This is a genomic window from Simplicispira sp. GW247-4R2A (genome assembly GCF_059424465.1).
Genome location: NZ_JBWKZM010000002.1, coordinates 23649 through 47302, shown reverse-complemented (window position 1 = coordinate 47302; position 23654 = coordinate 23649). Strand labels below are relative to the sequence as shown.

Genomic DNA, 23654 nt, shown 5'->3' with positions numbered 1-23654 from the left:
CGACCGTGGTCTGGCTTGGCAGCACACAGGCGCTTTCGCTGGATGTCATCGGCCCGGTCATGTGCCTGCAAGGGGAGCAACGCCGCATGGCGCGCCGAGTGCGGTGCCCCCATCCCGTGAACCCTGGTGTCATACCGCTTGGCGCGCACAACAATGCCGCCAACGGCCAGCTCGACCTCGTCGCCACCCTTTGAGAACAAAGCGGCGGCGCCTCTCCCGCAATCTCTAAGCTCTCAATTTGATAGCTAAAAGCGACCGTGGATATTGCCGTAGAAGCCAATTCTTATTGAAATTTCCGGCAAGAACCGACCCCACGGATCATCAGCCCATCTGCGCAATCGCCTGGCGAAAACGGCGCAGCGACAGGGCAAACATCACCGCGCCAATCAGCAGCAGCGCCACGAAGGATGGCCACACCACCGCCAGGCCCGCCCCGCGAAACAAAATGGCCTGGCCCAGCTCGGTGAAATGCGTGGTGGGTGCGAGCGACATCACCGCTTGCACCCACTCGGGCATGCTCTCGCGCGGCGTCATGCCGCCCGAGAGCATTTGCAGCGGCAGCATCACCAGCATGACCAGCAGGCCGAACTGCGGCATGTTGCGTGCCAGCGTCGCCATGAAGATGCCCAGCGACGTGGTGGCAAACAGGTGCAGCACCACGCCAGCAAAGAACAGCCACAGCGAGCCCTCCACCGGCACCCGCAGCAGCCCCAGCACAACGCCGTGCAGGGACAGCAGCGTTGCCACCACCACCACCAACCCCATGGCCCACACCTTGGCCAGCATGATTTCGGTGGGCGTCACCGGCATGACCAAGAGGTGCTCGACGGTGCCATGCTCGCGCTCGCGAATCAGCGCCGCGCCGGTCAGGATGATCGAGAGCATGGTGACCTGCGAGACCAGTTCCATCAGGGAACCAAACCACACATTCGAGAGCGTGGGGTTGAAGCGCATGCGCGTCACCAGCTCTACTGGGGGAGCCTGCGTGCCCCGGTTGCGCTGCACGAACTCACCCACCTCGCCCGCCACGATCTGCTGGGCCAGGCCACTGCCTGCAAACGCCTGGCTCATGCGCGTGGCATCCACATTGAGCTGCACAGTGGGCGAGCGCCCGGCCAGCACATCGCGCTGCAGGTTCGGCGGAATGACCAGCACCAGCGTGTAATGGCCTGCGTCCAGCGCTGGATCGACCTGGGCATTGGTGATGCGCACCGGCGCATTGAACGCAGGCGGGTAAAACGCACTGAAAATACGCGCCGACAGGGCCGAATCGTCCTCGTCCACGATGGCCATCGGCGTGTGGTGCAGCGTTTCGGGCATGGCCGTTCCCGCGGTGTAGATCGCCACGGTAAAGGTGTAGACAATCAGGACCAACATCATCGGGTCGCGCCACAGGCTCCATAGCTCCTTGACGCCCAGCAGGCGGATGTTGGTCAGGTGGTGCAGCAGGCGGCGCATGCTCACTTTTCCTGCTTGCGCAGCAGCAGCACTGCCACGCCCAAGATCACCACCGGCGCCACGGTCAGCGGCCAGAACGAGGCGGCCAGGTCGTGAAACCCCAGCGCCTTGTTGAACACCCCCCGGCTGATGGTGAACATGTGGCTGGCCGGATAAATCTCGCCGATCCAGCGCCCCGCGCCCTCCAGCGACGACACCGGGTTGATCAGGCCGCCAAACTCGATGGCAGGCAGCATGGTGCCGATCATGGTGAAGAACATGGCCGCCAGCTGGCTGCGCACCAGGGCAGACGCCAGCAAGCCCAGCCCGGTGGCGCTGATGGCAAACAGCAGCGTCGCCAGTGTGAGCGTGGCCAGGCTGCCGGTGACAGGCACGCCAAACACGGTCACGGCCAGCAGCAGCATCATGGCGAAATTGAGCATGGACAGCGCGAGATAGGGCAACTGCTTGCCCAGCAGAAACTCGGTGCGCGTGGTCGGTGTGACGTAGAGGTTGGTGATCGAGCCCAGCTCCTTCTCGCGCACCACGGCCAGCGCGGTCAACATGGCCGGCAGCATGAGCAGCAGGATGGGGATGACCGCTGGCACCATGGCCGGCAGGCTCTTGACGTCGGGGTTGTAACGAAACCGGGTTTCCACGTTCACGTTGCCCACGGGCGCTGCGCCGGTGCGCGCCGCGATCGTCTGCACCAGCCAGTACTGGTGCATGCCCTGCACATAGCCGGCCACGGTTTCCGCGCGCTGCGGCATGGCACCGTCGATCCAGGCGGCGATCTCGGCCTGCTCGCCGCGCTCCGCATGGCGGGCAAAGCCGCTGGGGATGTCCAGCGCCAGCGAAATTTTGCCGCTGCGCAGGCGCTGGTCCATGTCGGCATCGTCCCGCAAAGGCGGCTGCTCGCTGAAGTAGCGCGAGCCCGCAAGCTGCAGCGCATAGTCGCGGCTCAGCGCGGTCTGGTCGCGGTCGAGCACCGCAAAGCGCAGGTCTTCGACATCCATGCTGATGCCGTAGCCCATCACAAACATCAGCAGCAACGAGCCCAGCAGCGCCAGCGCGCCGCGCACCGGGTCGCGCTGCAACTCCAGCGACTCGCGCCAGGCATAGCTGTAGAGGCGCCGCAGGCTGCGCCGCCAAGCGGGCTCGCGGGGCGGCGCAGCGGTGGTGGCGCGCGGGTCCTGCGCGGCTTCGGGCGTATCCGCCGCGCCGCCGCCGGCCTGCACCAGGCAATCGATGAAGGCCTGCTCCAGCGTCTGCGCTGCGTGCGCCGCCACAATGGCCTGCGGCGTATCGCTGGCAAGCACCCGGCCCGCGTGCATGAGCGAAATACGGTCGCAGCGCGCCGCCTCGTTCATGAAATGGGTCGAGATGAAGATGGTCACCCCGTCGCGGCGCGAGAGCTCGATCATCAGGCGCCAGAAGTTGTCGCGCGCGATCGGGTCGACGCCCGAGGTCGGTTCGTCGAGGATCAGCAGCTCGGGCTTGTGCACCATGGCGACGGCGAGCGAGAGGCGCTGGCGGTGGCCGAGCGGCAGTTTCTCGGGCAACAGATCCAGAGAGTCCTGCAGGCCAAAGCGCTGCGCCATCTCGGCGGCGCGGCCCGCGACTTGCGCTTCGGGCACATGGAACAGGCGCGCGTGCAGCAGCAGGTTCTGCTCCACCGTCAGTTCGCCATAGAGAGAGAAGCCCTGCGACATGTAGCCCACGCGCTGGCGCGTGGCGATGTCCTTGGGGTCCACCGCATGGCCGAACAGCAGCGCACTGCCCTCGCTGGCGGGCAGCAGGCCCGTGAGCATCTTCATGGTGGTGGTCTTGCCGCAGCCGTTCGACCCCAAGAAACCAAAAATCTCCCCGCGGTAAATGCGCAGGCTGACCGCATCGACCGCGGTGAAATCGCCAAACCGCATGGTCAGGCCCTGCGCCTCGATGGCAACTTCCTGCGCCTGGGCGTCGGTCAAGGGCGGAATGTCGACCGCCCGGTGCCCGCGCCGCCGCTCCTCGGGCAGCAGGCCGATGAAGGCGGCTTCCAGATCCGCGGCGCCCGTGCGCTCCAGCAGGCCGCCGGGCGTGCCCTGCGCCAGGATGCGTCCCTCGTCCATAGCGACGAGCCAGTCAAAGCGCTGCGCCTCGTCCATGTAGGCGGTGGCCACCACCACGCTCATGCCGGGGCGCTGCCGGCGGATGCCCTCGATCAGGTCCCAGAACTGCGCGCGGGCCAGCGGATCGACGCCAGTGGTGGGCTCATCGAGAATCAGCAGGTCGGGGTCGTGGATCAGCGCGCAGCACAGCCCGAGCTTTTGCTTCATGCCACCCGAGAGCTTGCCGACAGGGCGCGCCAGAAATGGCTGCAAGCCAGTGGCGCGGGTGAGCTGGTCGATGCGCCGGCGGCGCTCGTGCGCGCCATGGCCGAACAGGCGCGCAAAAAACTGCAGGTTCTCTTCGACCGAGAGCGTGGGGTAGAGGTTTTTGCCCAGGCCCTGGGGCATGTAGGCAATGCGCGGGCAAACGCGGCGCCGGTGGCCGGCACGCGCCATATCGCCCCCCAGCACCTGCACCCGCCCCTGCTGCACCACGCGGGCCCCTGCCATCAGCGCCAACAGGCTGGACTTGCCCACCCCGTCGGGGCCGATCACGCCCACCATGCAACCTGCCGGCACGTCCAGGTCGATATCGGCCAGGGCCTGTACCTGCCGGTAACGCAGCCCCACACCCGCCAGCCGCGCCACGGGCGCCAAGCCCGCATCGCTCACGGCTGCCCTTTGATGGCCAGGTGCTCGGGCCATACGGCCTGCGGGTCGGTGCGGATCCAGGCCATGCCGGGCAGCCCGGTCTTGACCTGCTCAATGTGGCGCAGCAGCAGATCGCGGTTGATCTGCGCGCGCACGCGGAACATGAGTTTTTGCCGCTCGCTCGCGGTTTCGACGGTCTTGGGGGTGAACTGGGCCGTGCTGGCCACAAAGGACACGCGCGCCGGAATCACGAACTGCGGCGCGGCATCGAGCACGATACGCACCTCGCTGCCCAATGCCACCCGGCCTGCGACCGCCTCCGGCAGGAAGAAGGTCATGTACACATCGGACAGGTCAACAAGGCTCAGCACCCTGGCGCCCCCCGCCACGATTTCACCAGGGTGTGCAATGAGAAACTGCACGCGGCCATCGCGCGGGGCCTTGAGCTCGCTCTCCGCCAGATCCACATCAATGCGCTGCAGCGTGGCTTCCATGGCCTGGACGCTGGCCTCGGCGGCGGGCACCTGGGCGCGTGCTGCATCCACCCCGGCCTCGGCCGCACGCGCCTGGGCCTTGGCCGCATTCAGCGCCGCCTGGAGGTTGCGCACCCGGGCGCGGTCGTCGTCCAGCACCTGGTCGGACAGGAAACCGTCGCGCGCCAACTGCTCGGTGCGCGGCAGGCGGCGCTGGGCCATCTGCAAATCGGTTTCGCGCTGCACCACCTGGGCCAGCGCGGCCTGGTGGTTGCCCACGGCCTGTGCCACCTGCATCTGGCTGGTGGGCACCGCCTGGCGCGCCTGCTGCAGCCGTGCCAGGGCTTCATCGCGCTGCGCCTGCAAGCCATCGAGCTGCAAGCGGGCCAGCACCTGTCCGGCCTTGACGAACTCTCCTTCGGACACCAGCAGCTCGCTCAAGCGGCCCGGCTGCTTGCTGGCAACGGCGATTTCCGTCGCCTCGATGCGGCCGTTGCCGCCGACCAGGCCAGCCTGCGGGTCGGCCGTGCGCCAGGGCGCCCAGGCCAGCAGCAGCGCCGCGCCGACCAGCAACAATGCGCCGGCCGTCAGAACCGATTTCCAAGCGATCTTCATGCCGCCATTGTCCGCTGGCGGCCGGGCCGCACGGACGCCACCCGGCACCTGTTTGCCCGCGATCAAGAAAAACCACCCGGACAGCGCCGGGTGGTCTTATTTTGATAGCTGTAAGCGCTTACTGGATAAGCGCTAGAGGCCATTTTTACTACAAATTCAGGCCGGCACCGGGGTACGGATCAGGTAATCGAACGCGGCCAGCGCCGCCTTCGCCCCATCGCCCGCCGCGGTGATGATCTGCTTGTACGGCGCGGTCGTGCAGTCGCCGGCGGCGAACACGCCGGGCACGTCGGTGCGGCCGTGGGCGTCCACCTGGACCTCGCCGAAGCGCGAGAGCTCCACGGGGCCCTTGAGCCACTCGGTGCTGGGCAGCAGGCCGATCTGCACGAACACGCCGTCGAGCGCAATGTCCTGCGCCTCACCCATGGTGCGGTCGGTGTAGGCCAGGCCCGTCACCTTGCTGCCGTCGCCCAGCACCGCCGTGGTCTGCGCGTTGGTAATAACGGTGACGTTGGGCATGCTGAGCAGCTTTTTCTGCAGCACCGCGTCGGCCTTGAGTTCCGGGGCGAATTCCAGCACTGTCACGCGCGCCACGACGCCGGCCAGGTCGATGGCCGCCTCGATGCCGGAGTTGCCGCCGCCAATCACGGCCACGTGCTTGCCCTTGAACAGCGGGCCGTCGCAGTGCGGGCAGTTGGTCACGCCCTTGGTGCGGTACTGCTCCTCGCCCGGCACGTTCATGTTGCGCCAGCGCGCGCCGGTGGAGACGATGACGGTGCGGCTCTTCAAGCTGGCGCCATTTTCCAGCTGCACCTCGATGAGCCCGCCTTCCTCGGTGGCGGGCACCAAGGCCTTGGCGCGCTGCAGGTTCATGATGTCCACCTCGTAGTCGCGCACGTGGCGCTCCATGGCGGCGGCGAACTGCGGGCCTTCCGTGTGCTGCACCGAAATAAAGTTCTCGATGCCCACGGTGTCGAGCACCTGGCCACCAAAGCGCTCGGCCACCACGCCGGTGCGGATGCCCTTGCGCGCCGCGTACACGGCAGCCGCCGCGCCGGCCGGCCCGCCGCCGACGATGAGCACGTCGAACGGCGCCTTCTCCCCGAGCTTGGCGGCGTCGCGCGCGGCGCTGCCGGTATCGATCTTGGCGACGATTTCGGCAAGCTCCATGCGGCCCTGGCCGAAGCGCTCGCCATTCAGGAACACGGTGGGCACGCCCATGATGCCGCGCGACTCGATCTCGTTCTGGAACACGCCGCCGTCGATTGCGGTGTGCGTGATGCGCGGGTTCAGCACGCTCATCAGGTTGAGCGCCTGCACCACGTCGGGGCAGTTGTGGCAGGAGAGCGAGTAGTAGGTCTCGAAATGGAAGTCGCCGTCCAGGCCCTTGACCTGCTCCAGCAGCTCGGCCGCTTCCTTCGACGGGTGCCCGCCGACCTGCAGCAGCGCCAGCACCAGCGAGGTGAACTCGTGGCCCAGCGGCACGCCAGCGAAGCGCACGCCGCTGTCTTGCCCAGGGTTGGTGATGAGGAACGAGGGCTTGCGCACATCCAGGTCGTTCTTCTCGACCACGGTGATCTTGTCGGACTGGGCGCGGATGTCTTGCAGCAGTTCGCGCAGCTCGTTCGACGCCGTGCTGTCGTCCAGCGTGGCGACCAGTTCCACCGGGCGCTGCAGGCGCTCCAGGTAGGCTTTCAACTGGGTCTTGAGGGTGTCGTCGAGCATTGCGGAACTCCTGAAATTTGAATTTTTGGGCGTAAAAAAGCCCGGGCGCCAGGCACCCGGGCGTCTTGGAGCGCTTAAAGGGGGCGCTTAGATCTTGCCGACGAGGTCCAGCGAAGGGGCAATGGTCTTCTCGCCCTCCTTCCACTTGGCCGGGCACACTTCACCAGGATGCGCCGCGGTGTACTGGGCGGCCTTGAGCTTGCGCAGGGTTTCCTTCACGTCGCGGGCGATTTCGTTGGAATGCACTTCCATGGTCTTGATAAAACCATCGGGGTTGATGATGAAGGTGCCGCGCAGCGCCAGGCCTTCTTCGTCGATGTGCACGTCAAAGGCGCGGGTCAGGTGGTGCGTTGGGTCGCCGACCAGGAAGAACTTGGCCTTGCCGACGGCGGGCGAGGTTTCGTGCCAGACCTTGTGCGAGAAATGCGTGTCGGTGGTGACAACGTAGACCTCGGCACCGGCCTTCTGGAATTCTGCGTAGTTGTCGGCCGCATCTTCAACTTCGGTCGGGCAGTTGAAGGTGAAGGCGGCGGGCATGAAGATCACCACGGACCACTTGCCTTTGATGGTTTGGTCGGTCACTTCAACGAACTTGCCGTTGTGGAAGGCCTGGTTCTTGAACGGCTGGACTTGCGTATTGATGAGGGACATTGCTGCTTTCCTTTCGGGTGATGAACTGAACACGAAGGCAAGTCTAGACACAATCAATCAATAAAACCAATCAATTCATTTCATAGTATCGATGCCTTTTAACTATTTCAATACCCCGATCAGCGCACAGTGGCCGGCGCTGGACGCACAATGGCGCCTTCATTGCCGCACACGATAAGGAGTCCCGCTATGCAAGGCGACGCACAGGTCATTGGCTACCTCCAGGCCCAGCTCAAGAACGAGCTGACCGCCATCAACCAGTACTTTTTGCACTACCGCATGCTCAAGCACTGGGGCTTTGGCAAGCTGGCCAAGAAGGAGTACGAGGAGTCCATGGGCGAGATGAAGCACGCGGATATGCTGATGGACCGCATTTTCATGCTCGACGGCCTGCCCAACCTGCAAGACCTGGGCAAGCTGATGATTGGCGAGGACGTGCCCGAAATTCTGGCCTGCGATCTGGGCCTGGAGCGCGGCGCGCAAGCGACGGTCAAGGAAGGCATGGCGCACTGCGAATCGGTGCGCGACTACGTTTCGCGCGATTTGCTGCAAACCATTCTCGACGACACCGAAGAGCACATTGATTTTCTGGAAACCCAGATTGAACTGGTCGCCAAGGTCGGCGTGCAAAACTACCTGCAGTCGCACATGAGCGAACTTGAATAGGCCGCAGGCGGCTGCGCAACCGAAGCGGGCCAGGCGCCCGCTTTTTTATTGCGCATGCGAGCTTGCGCCCATCCTCGCAGCGGTTTGCGACAATGCCTGCACCCCCGCCTGCCCTTTCGCCCCCATGCACGAAACACCTCCGCCTGAGCCAACTGCGCCGCCTGCCACCCAGCGGCACAACCCCTTGCACGGCGTGACGCTCGAAGCCATGGTGCGCGCGCTCGCCGAGCATTACGGCTGGCCGGGCCTGGCCGAACAGATACCAGTGCGCTGCTTTCAGCACGAGCCCAGCGTGAACTCCAGCCTGAAGTTTTTGCGCAAAACGCCCTGGGCGCGTGAGAAGGTCGAGAGCCTGTACCTCTTCATGCTGCGCGAGCAGCGCCGGGCGGCGCAGTAGGCATTCACCTAAGGCGGGTCGTGCTGCCAGTAGCGCCGCCCGACCTCGCGCTCACAGCGCACCGCCTCGGGCGCGTCCGATTGCCAGGTCGCGGCGCCGCAATGTGCCGAATCAACCACCCGTGCACCATGCTCGCGCAAGCGCTGCACCACGATCGGCGCGGGGTGGCCAAAGCGGCTGCGGTAGGCGGCCTGTACCAGCGCAATTTTCGGCTGCACCGCAGCAAGAAAAGCGTCGCTTGACGAGGTTTTGCTGCCATGGTGCGGGACCAGCAGCGCATCGGCAGCCAATGGCGCTCCGGCCTCCACCAACGCCAGCTCCTGCGGCCGCTCGATATCACCGACCAGCAGCGCGCTGGCGCCGCTCACAGCCCGCACTCGCAACACGCAGCTTTGTGCATTCGGCTTCTCGCCACGTGGCAACACGGCAGGCGCCGCCTGCAACGGGTGCAGAACATCGAACTGCACGCCGTCCCACGTCCAGGTCTGCCCCGCGACGCAGGGCGCCCAGGCACGCAATGCGAGCAGCGCGGCCTCACCAGCAATCGACCCGGTCAGCGCAGCCCGGGGCTGCTGGGCCAGTACAGCGCTCGCGCCACCGGTATGGTCGCTGTCGCGGTGGCTGAGCATGACGGTGTCCACCCGCTCACCCAGCGAGCGCAGCAGCGGCACCAGCACCCGGTCACCCGCATCGCTTGCCAGGCTGTAGCGTGGGCCAGTGTCGTAAAGCAGCGCGTGCCGCGCGGTACGCACCAGCACCGCGTTGCCCTGGCCAATGTCGGCTGCGAGCAACTCGAAACTGCCCGGCAGCGGCCTCGGCGCCTGCCACAGCAGCGCTGGCAGCAGCAGCGGCACGCCGGCCAAGCGCAGGGATGCGGGCAGGCGCGCAGCCAGCAACACGCCGCCGATCACCGCAGCCAGCCCCGCCCACAGCGGCGCCGCCGCCACATCGAACTGCGCCCACGGCCAGGCTGCCAGCCAGCCCAGCCAAATGCCCAGCAGTTGCACGCACCAGGCCGCCCCCTGCCACAGCGGCGGCCAGAGCACGCCAGCGAAGGCCAGTGGCGTGACGATCAGCGTGACCCAAGGAATGGCAACGAGGTTGGCAAAAAACCCGACCAGCGACACCTGGCCAAACAGCAGCAGGCTGAGCGGCGTGAGCGCCACGGTCACCGTCCATTGCTCACGCAATAAGGAGAGAAATTTGGCCTTGGCGCTTATGGTACCTGCGCTACCAGCTATCGGATTAAGAGCAAACAACACCCCGACGGCCACAAAGCTCAGCCAAAACCCGGCCTGCAGCAGGGCCCAAGGGTCGAACAGCACCACGACTGCACAGGCCATCAGCCAGATGAGCGGCCAAGGCCAGCGCCGCCCGGCAAGCTTGAGGCCCACCACCACGGCCAGCATCAGCACGGTGCGCTGCGCAGGAATGCCCCAGCCGCTGAACACCGCATACACCGTTGCCAGCAGCAAACCACCGAGCAGAGCCGCAGACTGCGCCGGCCATGCCAGGCACAGGCGCGGCGCGCGCCGCCACAGCCCACCGACGGCCAGTGCGGCCAGCCAGGCAAAGAGCGTGATGTGCAGGCCTGAGATGCTGACCAGGTGCGCGACCCCCGTGGCCCGAAACACGTTCCAGTCGCTGCGGTCGATGGCACGCTGGTCGCCCGTCACCAGTGCCGCCACCACGCCTGCGGCACGCACCTCGGCCGGCTCCTCGGCGGCTGCGGCCAGTCGGGTCAGAATCGCGTCTCGGACCTGCTCACGCAGTTGCAGCACCGGGTAGCGCAGCGCGGCGTCGAGACGCTCGGGGGGCTCGTCCTTCGGTCCGGCCCGCACATAGCCCACCGCCTGCACGCCTTGTTCCCACTGCCTGAGCTCGTAGTCAAAGCCGTTCGGGTTGCGCGCGCCATGCGGCGCCTTGAGCCGCACCACCATGCGCCAGCGCTCGCCAGCGTGCGGCGCGCCGGCTTGCCGGGGCTGCGCACCGCTCGCACCGGCCTCGTGGTACCAGGCCAGGTCGATGAGCGGCGGCACTTGCAGAGACTTTCCCTGCAGGCTGGCGGAATCGACCTGCAAGCGAAAGCGCACACCCGTCTCCATGGCTTCCGGCAAGCCTGCCACAGTGCCGGTCACCATGATGTCTTGCCCCTCCAGCGCCGGGTTCAGCGCAGTGCGCGCGTAGTGCAGGGAGCGCAAGCCGCAGAGGGAAAACACGGCAAGTGCAAGTGCCACCAGCACGAGAAAAAATACCCTGCGCGGCCTGGATGTCGCCCGCCAGCTAAGGGCGCCCAACGCCAGCGCGACACCAGCGGCGCCGGTGGCGGCATACCCCGCTGCCGTCCATAAAGTGGGCTGCTGGATTTGCAACGCAGACCCCACCACCACGCCGAGCAGCCCCGGCACCAGCACGACAAGCCGCATCGGCGCCATGCGCAGCCCTTGCCGTTGCGACGGAACAGGTGCTGGCGGTGCTGGACTGGAATCCGGCGCAGAGGTCATCACAGAGGCTGGCGCCGGGGTCATTGCCGGATGGGTGGAATGTTGGGTTTCTGCCTGTGTACCATGCGCGGTTTCCCTACAGCAAGAATCTGCCATGAACGTTTACGACAAACTCAAAGAACTTCAGATCACCCTGCCACCGGTCTCGGTGCCTGCTGCAGCCTACGTGCCCTACGTGCAGACCGGCAAGCTCGTCTTCTTGAGCGGCCATATTGCACGCAAGGATGGCAAGCCCTGGGCGGCACAATTTGGCCGAGACATTTCAACGGAAGACGGCAAGGCTGCCGCGCGCGCCGTGGCCATTGACCTGATGGGCACGCTGCAAGCCGCAGCCGGCGGTGACCTCAACCGCGTCAAGCGTATCGTGAAGCTGATGAGCCTGGTCAATTCCACGGGAAGCTTCACCGAGCAGCACCTGGTGACCAATGGCGCCAGCGAACTGCTGGGCGAGGTGTTTGGCGAAGCCGGCGTGCACGCGCGCAGCGCTTTCGGCGTGGCGCAGATTCCCTTGGGCGCCTGTGTGGAAATTGAACTGATTGCCGAACTGGAATAAGGCGAGCAGTGCCAGAAGTGCCCGTGGGCAACTCTGCTGTACGCCAAGTCGAACCGGCCCGAAACCGACACGGCCGGGACCACCATGACCTGCGCACTCCGCTCATGCGTTCCAGTGCAGGAGAATCCTTGGGCTTGCGCCAGGGCATGCCAGGGAGCTACCACCCCGTGGTGTTGTCGCCCTGCGGTGGTGCGGTTGCCCAAAGCGCCTCGAGCTCGGCTGCAGTCTGTGGCTTGCCATACAGGTAACCCTGCAGTTCGTCCACGCCCAGCCCTTGCAGCAGGGCGGCCTGCGTGGACGTTTCCACGCCCTCCGCCACCACGCGCTTGTCCAGCGCCTTGGCCAGGGCCACGATGGCCGTGGCGATGGCCAGCGCCGGGCGCTCGATACCAAAGGCAAATACGAAGCTCTTGTCGATCTTGAGGGTGTCAAACGGAAGCCGGCTGAGGTAGCTCATGGCAGAGTAGCCCACGCCGAAATCGTCCAGCGCAATCGCCACGCCCAACGCGCGCAGCGCCGCCAGGCGGACGACCGCGGAATCAACGTCGCGAATAAGCGCCCCTTCGGTAATCTCGAGCTCCAGTTCGCCCGGCTGGATGTCAAACTCCCGCAGCAGGGCCTGCAGCTCATCCGGCAGCGCCGGGTCGTCCAACTGCAGGGGCGAGAGGTTGACGGAGAGGTAGCGCACCGGATGGTGCGGGTCGGCTCGCCACAACCGAAACTGCTGCAGCGCCTGACGCAACACCCAGCGCCCCAGTTCGAGAATGAAGTCTGACTCCTCGGCCAGCGCAATGAAGACCTCGGGCGAGACAAACCCTTTGTCGGGGTGGCGCCAGCGCAGCAGGGCTTCGACCGAAGCGATCTGGCGGCTGCAGCCCCCTACGCGCGGCTGGAACACCACGAATATCTGCCCTTCAACCAGTGCCTGACGCAAGTCGCGCCGCAGCGCCATGCGCTCAGCCAACTCTGCGTTGAGCGCATGGTCGAACTGCACCAGCATGTTGCGCCCGGCACTCTTGGCGCTGTACATGGCCAGATCGGCATGCTTGAGCAGTTCATCATGCGCCAGGCCGTGCTCGGGGAACAGGGCCAGACCGAGACTTGCGGCCAAATGGAGCTTGCGCGGCGGGACGATGAACGGCTGGCGCACCGCCAGCATGACAGCCTCGACGTCGCGGCGAAACGCGCCGTGCGCGTCGGCGGGCAGCACAAACACGAACTCATCGCCGCCCGGGCGGCCGATGGCCAGCGCGCTGGTGCCAACGCGGTGCAGCAGCCGCCCGGCGACTTCCTTGAGCACGCAGTCGCCCACGTCGTGTCCATAGGCGTCGTTGATTTCCTTGAAACCGTCCAGATCCATGTAAACCACGGCAAAGCCCGGCACGCTACCGGGCACTTGCGTGGCGTTCTGGCGCGCGAGCTGGTCGATGGCCTCGACGATTCCGAGTCGATTGAGCAGGCCCGTCAAGCTGTCGCGGGTGGCGCGCTCGCGCAACTGCTGCTCGCGCTGCTCAGCATGCAGCGCCACGGCCAGCCGCTGGCGAAAGGCGCCCAGTTCGCGCTCTGCCCGCTCGGGGGCAACCGGCACACGCGCCACCCGCAACCACACGCGTTGGGTCAGCGTCTGCGCGATGGGCAGGTCGGTGTACTGCGGGTCTTCTTTTCTGGCGGGATCGCTTCCCACGGGCCATTCGGAGCCGCAGGGGGCAGAGGCTGGACGCTTCTGGAGCGTGCCATCCCCCGCAAGCGAGAGCGCCCATGGGTGAAGGGCACCACGTCGCCACTGCAGCACATGGACCTGACCGCCGCAGGCGGCAACATCCAGGTGCGCCAACATCAGCTGCACCACCTCTTCAAAGGGGCGCTGGTCCATGATGGCGCGATCGATCTGCGCAAGCAGTTGAAACAGCTGGAGATCGCGCCCCACTTCCTCGGTCATGGCGTTGAAGGAATCGGCCAGGTCGGTGAACTCGCTACGCGGCCCCGCGATGCGCACCCGGCGGCTGAAATCGCCGTGCAGCACCGCACGCGTTCCCGATGTCAGCGCATCAAGTGGCCGGGTGAGCTTGCGCAGCAGCACGGAGCTGCCTACCACAGCCAGCAGAAATGCGATGCCAGCGACATTGCTCACCAGCGCGGCGATTCCAATAGGCAGGTAGCGCCCCACCTCGGGCTTGAATGTGGTGGTGACCGTCCATGTGGGTGCGTCGAAATAGGGGAGGAAAAATATTTCGCGCACGGTGCGGATAACGTCTTGCTCCGTACCCTGCACGCCCTGGCAAAAGGGCCGGGAAAAAGCTGCACCCGAAAAGCAGATGCGGTGGCTACCCGACTGGGCATTTTCCCAAAGATACTCGGGGTTGAACCTGCCGCGCGCCACCAACGGCCCCAGAGGCACCTCCATTTCCACCGAAGGCGGCAGCCCGACAGCGGCGCCGCCTGCCACGCGCAGAGCGGTGAGCGGCTTGGCGCCTGGCGACGAAGCCAACGACACAGGTGCCATCTCCACGCTGGAAAACACGAGCGCGAGCCTGTCACTCAGCGCCGCGGGCGGCGGGCGGTCTTTCAGACTTTGCGCATAGACGCGCAGCAGGCTCTCTGCCGAGCGCAGGCGGTCGATCAGATTGATTCCAACCGCCTTGGCCATCTCGCTGCTGAGTTGGGTCGCCGACTGGCGCACGATGTATTCGGTCAGTTGGTAAGCCAACAGCGACACGGCGCCCACTGGCACGGCTACGAGCACAAAAAAGGCCGTAAAGAGCCTGCGCCCGACACGGCTTTGCAGAAAGGCGCTTGCCGCACTCAAGCGCATTCAGTAGTCCTCTGCCACTCCGATGAAGCCGCCGTTGTTGGCACGGATGATGTCGTCGCGGCTTACCTTCGCCGTCAAAGCTGTCTGGCTCTGGCCATCGGGTCCCATACTGTAGAGGTCGTAGTCGCTGTTGAGCGGATGAAGCGATTTGTCCTTGCGTTTCTGGCCCACGGTCGCGCCGTCCATGGACAGGTACTGGTAGGGCGCGCCCCATGGGTCCAGGCGCATGTCGCCCAGCTCAGCCAGACTCTTGGGGTACGCGCTGCGAAACATAAGAAACGTCTCAAGCCGCAGGCTGAGTTCCAGAATGTCCTTCTTTGCCACGCTGATTTTGGCCTTCTGCAGGTACGCCTGATAGCTGGGTACTGCTATAGCCGCCAACAACCCCACCAACAGCACGGCGAACGCCAGTTCCACCAGTGTCACGCCAAGCGTCCGCCTGCCACGGCGCTTGCTGCTGCAGCCCCTGTCAAGCAGGCGTTTCCGCCACAAGTCGATCACCAGCGTTGCAGAACCTACAGCCCGAAGTGCCAACGCCCGATTTCCCTGTGCACGGCTACCAGCTAAAACCGCTTGTTTCATTGCTGCATGATAGGAAAAACGCGCACGATCAACGCGGGGGAATGCTAAAAAGACTCCCAGTCGCCCTCGCCCCCAGGCGCCGCCGATGCGGCCTTGTGCGCAGAGGGCGGCGCCGACGCGTACAGCGCCGCACGGCTGGGAACAGGGGCTGTCGACGCTCGTTTCGGGGTCGCTGTGGCCACCTTGAGGCGCGGTGGGCTGGCGGCAACGCCAGCAGGTCGCACCGGGGCAGCCACCGTACGCGGCGCTTGGCGAGGGGTGGCATGCGGCACCTGCGGCGGCGCCACGCGCACGGCCACAGCCTCGCTGCCCAGTCGGAAGGTCGAAACCACCTGCGCCAGCTGCTCGGCCTGCTCGCGCAGGCTTTGCGCTGCCGCCGCGCTTTGCTCGACCAGTGCGGCGTTTTGCTGCGTCATCTGGTCCAGGTTGCCCACGGCCTGGTTCACCTGAGCGATGCCCGAGCTCTGCTCGGTGGACGCCGCCGTGATTTCGCCAATCATGTCGTTGACGCGCTGCACCGACTGCACGATGTCCTGCATGGTGGTACCCGCATCCTGCACCAGACGCGAGCCGGCCTCGACTTTCTCCACCGAGGTGCCGATAAGCTGCTTGATCTCCTTGGCCGCCTCGGCACTGCGTCCGGCCAGGCTGCGCACTTCGCTGGCCACCACGGCAAAGCCTCGGCCCTGCTCACCCGCCCTTGCGGCTTCCACAGCGGCGTTGAGCGCCAGGATATTGGTCTGGAAGGCAATGCCGTCGATCACCCCAATGATGTCGGCAATCTTCTTGCTGCTGTGGTTGATCTCGTCCATGGTGGCGACCACCTGCGTCACCACTTCGCCGCCTCGGCGCGCCACACCGGTGGCGCTGGCAGCCAGACTGCTGGCTTGCTGGGCGCTGCTGGCGCTTTGCGCAATGGTGCTGGTGAACTGCTCCATGGCGGCAGCGGTTTCCTGCAGGTTGCTTGACGTCTGCTCGGTGCGTGCCGAGAGGTCGTGGTTGCCGCTGGCAATCTCGGCGCTGGCGGTGGCAATGCTGTCGGTGCTGTGGCGTACTTGCTGCACGGTGCCGGCCAGCGATGCACTCATGGCGTAGAGCGAGCGCAGCAGATCGCCGAATTCGTCCTGGCGCTGAATGTCTGCGCGCTGGCTCAAATCGCCGGCCGCAATGTGCGCAGCCAGTTCGTTGGCCTGTCGCAGCGGACGCTGGATGCTGCGGATAAGCAGAAAGGCGCCCGCGCCAATGACCAGTATCACCAACACCATGGCAGAAATACCGACCCGGATCGTCGTGACACGCGAAGCAGCAATGCTCTGCAACTGGTCACGCTCCGCCTGCTGCTGCATTTCCACGAAATCGTGCAGGGCTTTCAAGTAGGCGTCGGACGCCGGGCTATAGCTTTTTTCGACGAACGCGACGGCTTCCTGTTGCTGCCCATCGGCCTTGAGCTTTCGCGCCTGCGCGCGCGCATCCAGCATGGCTTGGCGGGCCGCCGCAATCTTCGCCATCTGCGCACGGTCGGCATCGGACAATGGAAGGGCCTCGATTGTCTTTTGCACTTCGCTGACTTGCTGCGTCGTTGCGGCCATCACACCCTTCAACGCGTCCTCCACCGCCGGGTCGCTGCTGACAATGACGGCCTGGGTACGCGCCGCGTTGCTCTCCGTGAGGCCGACCCAGCGCGTGGCCGAGTCCACGCGCAACTTCATGGCGGCAGTGACCGCGTCGCTCTCGACCTGCGCCCTGGCCGACCGCAGGCCGGCGAACCCCACCACACCCGCCAGCATGAGAACGATGACAAGGACGGCCAACCAAAGCTTGTGAGCAATTCGGAGCTGCATCATCGACCCTTATGTATGGAAATGTAAGCTTTTGCTCCCGCGAGCGTACTACCAAATCCAGCCGCCCAGGCAAGAAATTCGCTAGGGCCGACTCCCTATTCCACCCGCGTCACGGCCTGCGGCTTGAACCCCAGATCCGCCACCTTGCCCCGGCGCGCGCGCGCGGCACGGGCATTGTTGAGCGAGCGGATTTCCAGCGTTTCGTCGCGCAGCTTGCCGCCCCGGCCGATACCGTCGAGGCGGATGCTGCGGGTATAGGCGGCCGCACCCGCCAACCGGTCCTTGTCTTCCAAGTCGATCAGCATGAGCCCCCGGCCACCGTTGGCCATGGTCTTGAGCTCGGTGATCTCGAAGGTGAGGATGCGCCCGCCCGTGGAGGCGCAGGCCACATGGGTGGCGGGTGGCAGGCCCTTGCTGCCCGAGCTACCGGCTGCGTGCGAGGGGGCGCACAGCGTCTCGCCCTCGCCCAGCGTGACAAAGGCTTTGCCGCCCTTCTGGCGCGAGACCATGTTCTCCACCGCCGCCAGAAAACCGTAGCCCCCCGAGCCCGACAGCAACAGCGTGGCGCCCGCCGGGCCGGCAAAGTAGTGCAGCACCTGGGTGCCGGCCTCCAGTTCGATGAGCGTGGTCACCGGCTGGCCGTCGCCCCGCGCGCCTGGCAGCAAGGCCACGGCCACGGAGTACACCCGGCCATTGCTGCCAAAGGCGAGCAAGGTATCGACCGTGCGACATTCAAACGTGCCATACAAGCCATCGCCCGCCTTGAAGGCAAAACTGGCTGCTTCGTGCCCGTGGCCGCTGCGTGCGCGCACCCAGCCTTTTTGTGACACGACCACCGTCACAGGCTCGTCCACCACCTTGACTTCGGCCACGGCCTTCTTCTCGGTCTGGATCAGCGTGCGGCGCGGGTCTGCAAATGTTTTGGCGTCAGCTTCGATCTCCTTGATCATGGTGCGGCGCAGCGTGCCGGGGTTGTTCAGAATGTCTTCGAGCTTGCCCTGGCTTTCGCGCAGTTCTTTCAACTCCTGCTCGATCTTGATCGCTTCGAGCCGCGCGAGCTGGCGCAGGCGGATTTCGAGGATGTCTTCGGCCTGCCGGTCACTCAGCGCAAACCGCGCAATCAACGCCGCCTTGGGGTCGTCGGCCTGGCGAATGATGGCGATCACTTCGTCGATGTTGAGCAGCACAATCTGCCGCCCTTCGAGGATGTGAACGCGGTCCAGCACCTTGCTCAAACGGTGCTGCGAGCGCCGCATGATGGTGGTCTGGCGGAAGGCGATCCACTCCTCCAGCATCAGCCGCAATGATTTTTGCACCGGCCGGCCATCGAGCCCGACCATGGTCAGGTTGATGGGCGACGAGGTCTCCAGGCTGGTGTGCGCCAGCAGCGCGGTAATCAGCTCTTGCTGCGGCGTCTTGCTGGTCTTGGGCTCGAACACCAGGCGCACGGGGGCGTCCTTGCTGGATTCGTCGCGCACCACGTCCAGCACGGCAAGCACGCTGGCCTTGAGCTGCACCTGATCCTGGCTCAGGGCCTTTTTGCCGGCCTTGACCTTGGGGTTGGTGATTTCTTCGATCTCTTCGAGCACCCGCTGGGTGCTCACGCCGGGCGGCAACTCGCCCACCACCAGTTGCCACTGGCCACGCGCCAGGTCCTCGATCTTCCAGCGTGCGCGCACCTTGAGGCTGCCCCGGCCCGTGCGGTAGGCGTCGGTGATGTCGGCAGCGCTGCTGATGATCTGGCCACCACCGGGGTAGTCGGGGCCGGGCACGATGGCCAGCAGTTCTTCTTGGCTGAGCGAGGGCGTCTTGATGAGCGCGATGCAGGCGTCGGCAATCTCGCGCAGGTTGTGGCTGGGGATTTCGGTGGCCAGGCCCACGGCAATGCCGCTGGCGCCGTTGAGCAGAGCGAACGGCAGGCGCGCGGGCAACTGGCGCGGCTCTTCGGTACTGCCGTCGTAGTTGGGCATGAAATCGACCGTGCCTTCGTCAATTTCATCGAGCAGCAGGCTGGTGATGCGCGACAGCCGCGCCTCGGTGTAGCGCATGGCGGCAGCGCCGTCGCCGTCACGGCTACCAAAGTTGCCCTGGCCGTCGATGAGCGGGTAGCGCTGGGCAAAGTCCTGCGCCATGCGCACCAGCGCGTCGTAGGCCGACTGGTCGCCGTGCGGGTGAAAGCGCCCCAGCACGTCGCCCACCACGCGCGCACTCTTGACGGGCTTGGCCGCCGCGTTGCGCGTGGGGCCGCTGTAGGACAGGCCCATGCGGTCCATCGCATACAGAATGCGCCGCTGCACGGGCTTGAGACCATCGCACACGTCGGGCAGGGCACGGCCCTTGACGACAGAGAGCGCGTATTCGAGGTAGGCGCGCTGGGCGTAAGTACCCAGGCCCGGTTCGTCGGGGGTCTCGGGCGCAGAAAAGGCGAGGTCGGGTTGCTCACTCATGGGTCAATCACTAACTTATTGATAGCTATCAGCGCTTGACAGATAAGCGCTAGAGGCCAATTTGGCTTGAAAATCAGACGTCAATCTCGACGCTGTCACCGTGCAGCTCCATCAACTCGCGCCGCGAGCCAGCCTCGCCCTTGCCCATCAGCTTGGTGATAAGGCCTTCGGTGGCGGCAAAGTCCATGCTGCCCAATTGCACTGGCAGCAGGCGACGGGTGTCGGGGTTGAGCGTGGTGTCCCACAGCTGCTCGGCGTTCATCTCGCCCAGGCCCTTGAAGCGGCTGATCTGGCACTTGTCGCGCGCCACGCCGTCTTTTTCGGCTTTGTCCAGGATGGCCTGCAGCTCGCCGTCGTCCAGCGCGTACTGCTTGGCGGCGGGTTTTTTGCCGCGCGCCGGCACGTCCACACGGAACAGCGGCGGGCGCGCCACGTAGATGTGACCGGTTTCGATGAGCTTGGGAAAGTGCCGGAAAAACAGCGTTAGCAGCAGCACCTGGATGTGCGAGCCGTCCACGTCGGCGTCCGACAGGATGCACACCTTGCCGTAGCGCAGGCCCGAGAGATCCGGTGTGTCGTCCGGCCCGTGCGGGTCCACGCCAAGCGCGACCGAGATGTCGTGGATTTCGTTGTTGGCAAACAGCCGGTCGCGCTCCACCTCCCAGGTGTTGAGCACCTTGCCGCGCAGCGGCAGGATGGCCTGACTCTCTTTGTCGCGCCCCATCTTGGCACTGCCGCCGGCCGAGTCGCCCTCGACCAGAAACACTTCGTTGTGCGCCAGGTCGCGGCTCTCGCAATCGGTCAGCTTGCCGGGCAGCACCGCCACGCCAGAGCCCTTGCGCTTTTCCACCTTCTGGCCGGCCTTTTGCCGCGTTTGCGCCGCGCGGATGGCCAGTTCGGCGAGCTTCTTGCCGTATTCCACGTGCTGGTTCAGCCAGAGTTCGAGCGCCGGGCGCACGAAACTCGACACCAGCCGCACGGCGTCGCGCGAGTTCAGCCGCTCCTTGATCTGGCCCTGGAACTGCGGGTCGAGCACCTTGGCCGAGAGCACGTAGCTGGCGCGGGCAAACACGTCTTCGGGCAACAGCTTGACGCCCTTGGGCAACAGGCTGTGCAGCTCGATGAAGCTTTTGACGGCGGTAAACAAGCCGTCGCGCAGGCCGCTCTCGTGCGTGCCGCCCGCGCTGGTGGGGATCAGGTTGACATAGCTCTCGCGCACCGGCTGGCCGTCTTCGGTGAACGCCACACACCACGAGGCGCCCTCGCCTTCGGCAAAGCTCTCGTGGCCGCTGTCGGCAAAGCCCTCGCCCTCGAACAGCGGGATCACCGGCTCGCCGTTCAGGGTCTGCTGCAGATAGTCGCGCAGACCACCCTTGTACTGCCAGGTCTGGGCGTCACGGGTTTTTTCGTTGACCAGCGAGACGCTCACCCCCGGCATCAGCACCGCCTTGCTGCGCAGCAGGTGCGTGAGTTCGCCCAAGGGCAGGTTGCTTGATTCGAAGTATTTGGCGTCGGGCCAGGCGCGCACCGTGGTGCCCTGCTTGCGGTCGCCCTCGCTTCGGGCCTGGGTGGTGAGCGGTTCAATCACATCCCCTGCCGAGAACGCCAGGCGGGCCACCTGGCCTTCGCGGTAGCTGGTGGCTTCGAGCCGGGTGGAGAGCGCATTGGTCACACTCACGCCCACACCGTGCAGGCCACCCGAGAAGTTGTAGGCCCCGCCCTTGCCCTTGTCGAACTTGCCACCCGCGTGCAAGCGGGTGAAGACCAGCTCGATCACCGGCGCCTTTTCTTCTGGGTGCAGGCCGAACGGGATGCCACGCCCATCGTCTTCCACGCTGACCGATCCATCGGCATGCAGGACGACCTTGATCTTCTTGCCGTAGCCCGCCAGCGCTTCGTCAGCAGAGTTGTCCAGCACCTCCTGGATCACATGCAAGGGGTTGTCGGTGCGGGTGTACATGCCCGGCCGCTGCTTGACGGGCTCCAGGCCCTTGAGCACGCGGATCGAGCTTTCGGAATAGTCGCTATTTGAAACAGGAGAGGGTTTGGCTGCCATGGGCGCGGATTGTAGGACTGTATGAAAATCCAGTCTGCCCGACCGGCCATGACGCCCAGGCGCCAGCACGGTGCCGGCCGTTTGGCTATATTTGTTGCAATGCACACTACGCCGCCCAAACTCTCCATGTTCCAGGTGCTCGCCTGCGGCGCTGCCGTGGTGACGCTCTCCATGGGTATTCGCCACGGCTTTGGCCTGTGGCTGCAACCGATCACGCAGGAGATGGGCTGGACGCGCCAGTCCTTCGCCCTGGCGCTGGCCATTCAAAACCTCTCGTGGGGCCTGATTGGCGTCTTTGCCGGCATGTTGGCAGACCGTTTTGGCGCCTTCCGCGTGCTGATTGGCGGCGCGGCGCTGTACGCATTGGGCCTTGTGGGGATGGCGCTCTCTCCCACCGAAACACTGTTTGCCCTGACCACCGGCGTGCTGATTGGCGCGGCGCAGGCGGGCACCACCTACGCCGTGATCTACGGCGTGATTGGCCGCCAGGTCCCGGCTGAAAAGCGCTCCTGGGCCATGGGCGTGGCGGCGGCGGCGGGCTCGTTCGGCCAGTTCCTCATGGTGCCGACGGAAGGCTTCCTCATCACCGCCATGGGCTGGAAAGAAGCGCTGCTGGTGCTGGCCGCCATGGTGCTGGTCATCGTGCCGCTCGCCTTCTGGCTGCGCGAACCCCGCTTCGCCAGCGCAGCACCCGTGCAGCACAGCCAGGGCATTGGCGAAGCGCTCTCCGAGGCGCTGCGCTACCCGAGCTTTCTGATGCTGACCGCTGGCTACTTCGTGTGCGGCTTCCAGGTGGTGTTCATCGCCGTGCACATGCCGAGCTACCTGCGCGACCACGGCCTCTCACCCCAGGTGGCGAGCTATTCCCTGGCGCTGATTGGCTTGTTCAACGTGTTCGGCACCTATATTTCCGGCACGCTGGGCCAGCGCATGGCCAAGCGCCATATCCTGGCCTTCATCTACTTCACCCGCGCGGTGGTCATCACCGTGTTCTTGCTGGTGCCGCTCACGCCCACGTCGGTGTACCTCTTCTCGGCGGTGATGGGCGCGCTGTGGCTGTCCACCGTGCCGCCGACCAACGCCGCCGTGGCACAGATTTTTGGCGTGCAACACCTCTCGATGCTCGGCGGCTTCGTGTTCTTCAGCCACCAGGTCGGCAGCTTCCTGGGGGTGTGGCTGGGCGGCTACCTGTACGACCGTACCGGCAGCTACGACACCGTCTGGATGCTGGCGATTGCCTTTGGCGTGCTCGCCGGCCTCATCAACCTCCCCGTGCGCGAGCACCCGATTGCGCGCGGTGCCGCGCAGCCCGCATGACCGAAGCACCGGCACCGGGCAGCGCCTTGCCGCGCAGGCCCTGGCGCCGCCGCGCCGCTTGGACGGCGGCGCTGCTGGCGCTCGCAGCCGTGTTTGCGCTCTACCAGCGGCCCGACTTCCTGGTGATGCTGGCCGATCAGGCCTGGTCCTGCTTTTGATGCCAAATCAGCCTCTAGCGCTTACCGCATAAGCGCTTCCAGCTATATTTTTTGATAACCTCCATGCCTTCGACCGACGCTTCTGAATGGGTACGCCGCTGGTCGCACCTGGTGCCACCGGACGCGCAGGTGCTCGATCTCGCCTGCGGCGCCGGCCGGCATATGCGGTGGTTCGCGGAACGTGGCCATACGGTCCTCGGCGTAGATCGCGCTCCCGAGGCCTTGCAAAGCGCCGCCGCGTTTGGCGAGGTGCTGGCCTGCGACCTTGAAGCCGCGCCCTGGCCACTGCCCGAGCGCAGGTTCGGCGCCGTGGTCGTCACCAACTACCTGTGGCGTGCGCTGCTGCCGTGCATCGTGGCCAGCGTGGCGCCCGGCGGCCTGCTGCTTTACGAGACCTTTGCGCAGGGCAACGAAACGGTGGGTCGGCCGGCGAATCCTGATTTTCTTCTGGCGCCTGGGGAACTGCTGCACGCCTGCCAGGGTCTGTACGTGGTGGCGTACGAAGATGGCACCCTGGACAACCCCAAGCGCTTTGTGCAGCGCATCGCTGCACTGCGCGTGTCGGCGGGCGCCGCCGCATCGGGCCGCCGGGCGCTTCAGGCACCCCAATGAAATTGAGCCCACGATCGGCGAGTGCCGCCCGCTAGAATGCCCCTTTGCGTTTTTTTCCAGCCGA

18 protein-coding genes are annotated in these 23654 nt (G+C 65.5%); 7 read left to right on the top strand and 11 right to left on the bottom strand.

Annotated elements, in window-relative coordinates; translation table 11 throughout:
* Positions 1-5 precede the first annotated feature (5 nt).
* On the top strand, positions 6-194 hold the full coding sequence (locus tag AC07ZH_RS01740) for a hypothetical protein (protein ID WP_495198291.1): 189 nt from the start codon (positions 6-8) through the stop codon (positions 192-194).
* Between the two features lie 127 nt (positions 195-321).
* Here AC07ZH_RS01740 and AC07ZH_RS01735 read toward each other — a convergent pair whose 3' ends face one another.
* The 5 genes from AC07ZH_RS01735 to ahpC form a co-directional block, all read right to left on the bottom strand.
* On the bottom strand, positions 322-1458 hold the full coding sequence (locus AC07ZH_RS01735) for an ABC transporter permease (protein ID WP_495198290.1): 1137 nt from the start codon (positions 1456-1458) through the stop codon (positions 322-324).
* 2 nt (positions 1459-1460) lie between these two features.
* Positions 1461-4235: a ribosome-associated ATPase/putative transporter RbbA gene (gene rbbA, locus AC07ZH_RS01730; protein WP_495198289.1), complete on the bottom strand. Its 2775-nt coding sequence runs from the start codon at positions 4233-4235 to the stop codon at positions 1461-1463.
* A complete protein-coding gene (locus AC07ZH_RS01725; RefSeq protein WP_495198288.1) occupies positions 4199-5269 on the bottom strand; it encodes an HlyD family secretion protein in 1071 nt (356 codons plus the stop codon). Before AC07ZH_RS01725 ends, rbbA begins: the two co-directional genes overlap by 37 nt.
* 156 nt (positions 5270-5425) lie before the next feature.
* Positions 5426-6994: an alkyl hydroperoxide reductase subunit F gene (ahpF, locus tag AC07ZH_RS01720; RefSeq protein ID WP_495198287.1), complete on the bottom strand. Its 1569-nt coding sequence runs from the start codon at positions 6992-6994 to the stop codon at positions 5426-5428.
* 87 nt (positions 6995-7081) lie between these two features.
* The gene (ahpC, locus tag AC07ZH_RS01715; protein ID WP_119108006.1) at positions 7082-7645 is read right to left on the bottom strand and encodes an alkyl hydroperoxide reductase subunit C; all 564 of its coding nucleotides are present in this window, start codon (positions 7643-7645) and stop codon (positions 7082-7084) included.
* Positions 7646-7834: 189 nt separating this feature from the next.
* On the opposite strand from ahpC, the gene bfr reads away from it, so the two are divergent.
* On the top strand, positions 7835-8311 hold the full coding sequence (bfr, locus tag AC07ZH_RS01710; RefSeq protein WP_119108007.1) for a bacterioferritin: 477 nt from the start codon (positions 7835-7837) through the stop codon (positions 8309-8311).
* A 124-nt stretch (positions 8312-8435) separates the two neighbouring features.
* Entirely contained in the window at positions 8436-8708 is a 273-nt protein-coding gene (locus AC07ZH_RS01705) for a VF530 family protein (RefSeq protein WP_495198286.1), read from the top strand.
* 8 nt (positions 8709-8716) lie between these two features.
* Here AC07ZH_RS01705 and AC07ZH_RS01700 read toward each other — a convergent pair whose 3' ends face one another.
* A complete protein-coding gene (locus tag AC07ZH_RS01700) occupies positions 8717-11143 on the bottom strand; it encodes a DNA internalization-related competence protein ComEC/Rec2 (protein WP_495198477.1) in 2427 nt (808 codons plus the stop codon).
* Positions 11144-11306: 163 nt separating this feature from the next.
* Between AC07ZH_RS01700 and AC07ZH_RS01695 the strand changes: the two genes are divergently transcribed.
* Positions 11307-11765 (top strand): RidA family protein, encoded by a 459-nt coding sequence (locus tag AC07ZH_RS01695; RefSeq protein ID WP_495198285.1) that lies wholly within the window; start codon positions 11307-11309, stop codon positions 11763-11765.
* A 157-nt stretch (positions 11766-11922) separates the two neighbouring features.
* Here AC07ZH_RS01695 and AC07ZH_RS01690 read toward each other — a convergent pair whose 3' ends face one another.
* The 5 genes from AC07ZH_RS01690 to AC07ZH_RS01670 form a co-directional block, all read right to left on the bottom strand.
* On the bottom strand, positions 11923-14577 hold the full coding sequence (locus tag AC07ZH_RS01690; RefSeq protein ID WP_495198284.1) for a putative bifunctional diguanylate cyclase/phosphodiesterase: 2655 nt from the start codon (positions 14575-14577) through the stop codon (positions 11923-11925).
* On the bottom strand, positions 14578-15159 hold the full coding sequence (locus tag AC07ZH_RS01685) for a prepilin-type cleavage/methylation domain-containing protein (protein WP_495198283.1): 582 nt from the start codon (positions 15157-15159) through the stop codon (positions 14578-14580).
* Positions 15160-15203: 44 nt separating this feature from the next.
* Positions 15204-17003: a methyl-accepting chemotaxis protein gene (locus AC07ZH_RS01680; protein WP_495198282.1), complete on the bottom strand. Its 1800-nt coding sequence runs from the start codon at positions 17001-17003 to the stop codon at positions 15204-15206.
* A 92-nt stretch (positions 17004-17095) separates the two neighbouring features.
* A complete protein-coding gene (gene parC / locus AC07ZH_RS01675) occupies positions 17096-19447 on the bottom strand; it encodes a DNA topoisomerase IV subunit A (RefSeq protein ID WP_495198281.1) in 2352 nt (783 codons plus the stop codon).
* Between the two features lie 73 nt (positions 19448-19520).
* Complete coding sequence (locus AC07ZH_RS01670) at positions 19521-21503, bottom strand: DNA topoisomerase IV subunit B (RefSeq protein WP_495198280.1); 1983 nt, start codon at positions 21501-21503, stop codon at positions 19521-19523.
* Between the two features lie 99 nt (positions 21504-21602).
* On the opposite strand from AC07ZH_RS01670, the gene AC07ZH_RS01665 reads away from it, so the two are divergent.
* From AC07ZH_RS01665 to AC07ZH_RS01655, 3 genes are all read left to right on the top strand, one after another.
* A complete protein-coding gene (locus AC07ZH_RS01665; protein ID WP_119108014.1) occupies positions 21603-22820 on the top strand; it encodes an MFS transporter in 1218 nt (405 codons plus the stop codon).
* Positions 22817-22978 (top strand): hypothetical protein, encoded by a 162-nt coding sequence (locus tag AC07ZH_RS01660; protein ID WP_495198279.1) that lies wholly within the window; start codon positions 22817-22819, stop codon positions 22976-22978. The genes AC07ZH_RS01665 and AC07ZH_RS01660 overlap by 4 nt, the downstream gene beginning before the upstream one ends.
* A 63-nt stretch (positions 22979-23041) precedes the next feature.
* Complete coding sequence (locus AC07ZH_RS01655) at positions 23042-23590, top strand: class I SAM-dependent methyltransferase (protein ID WP_495198278.1); 549 nt, start codon at positions 23042-23044, stop codon at positions 23588-23590.
* The last annotated feature ends 64 nt before the right edge of the window (positions 23591-23654 follow it).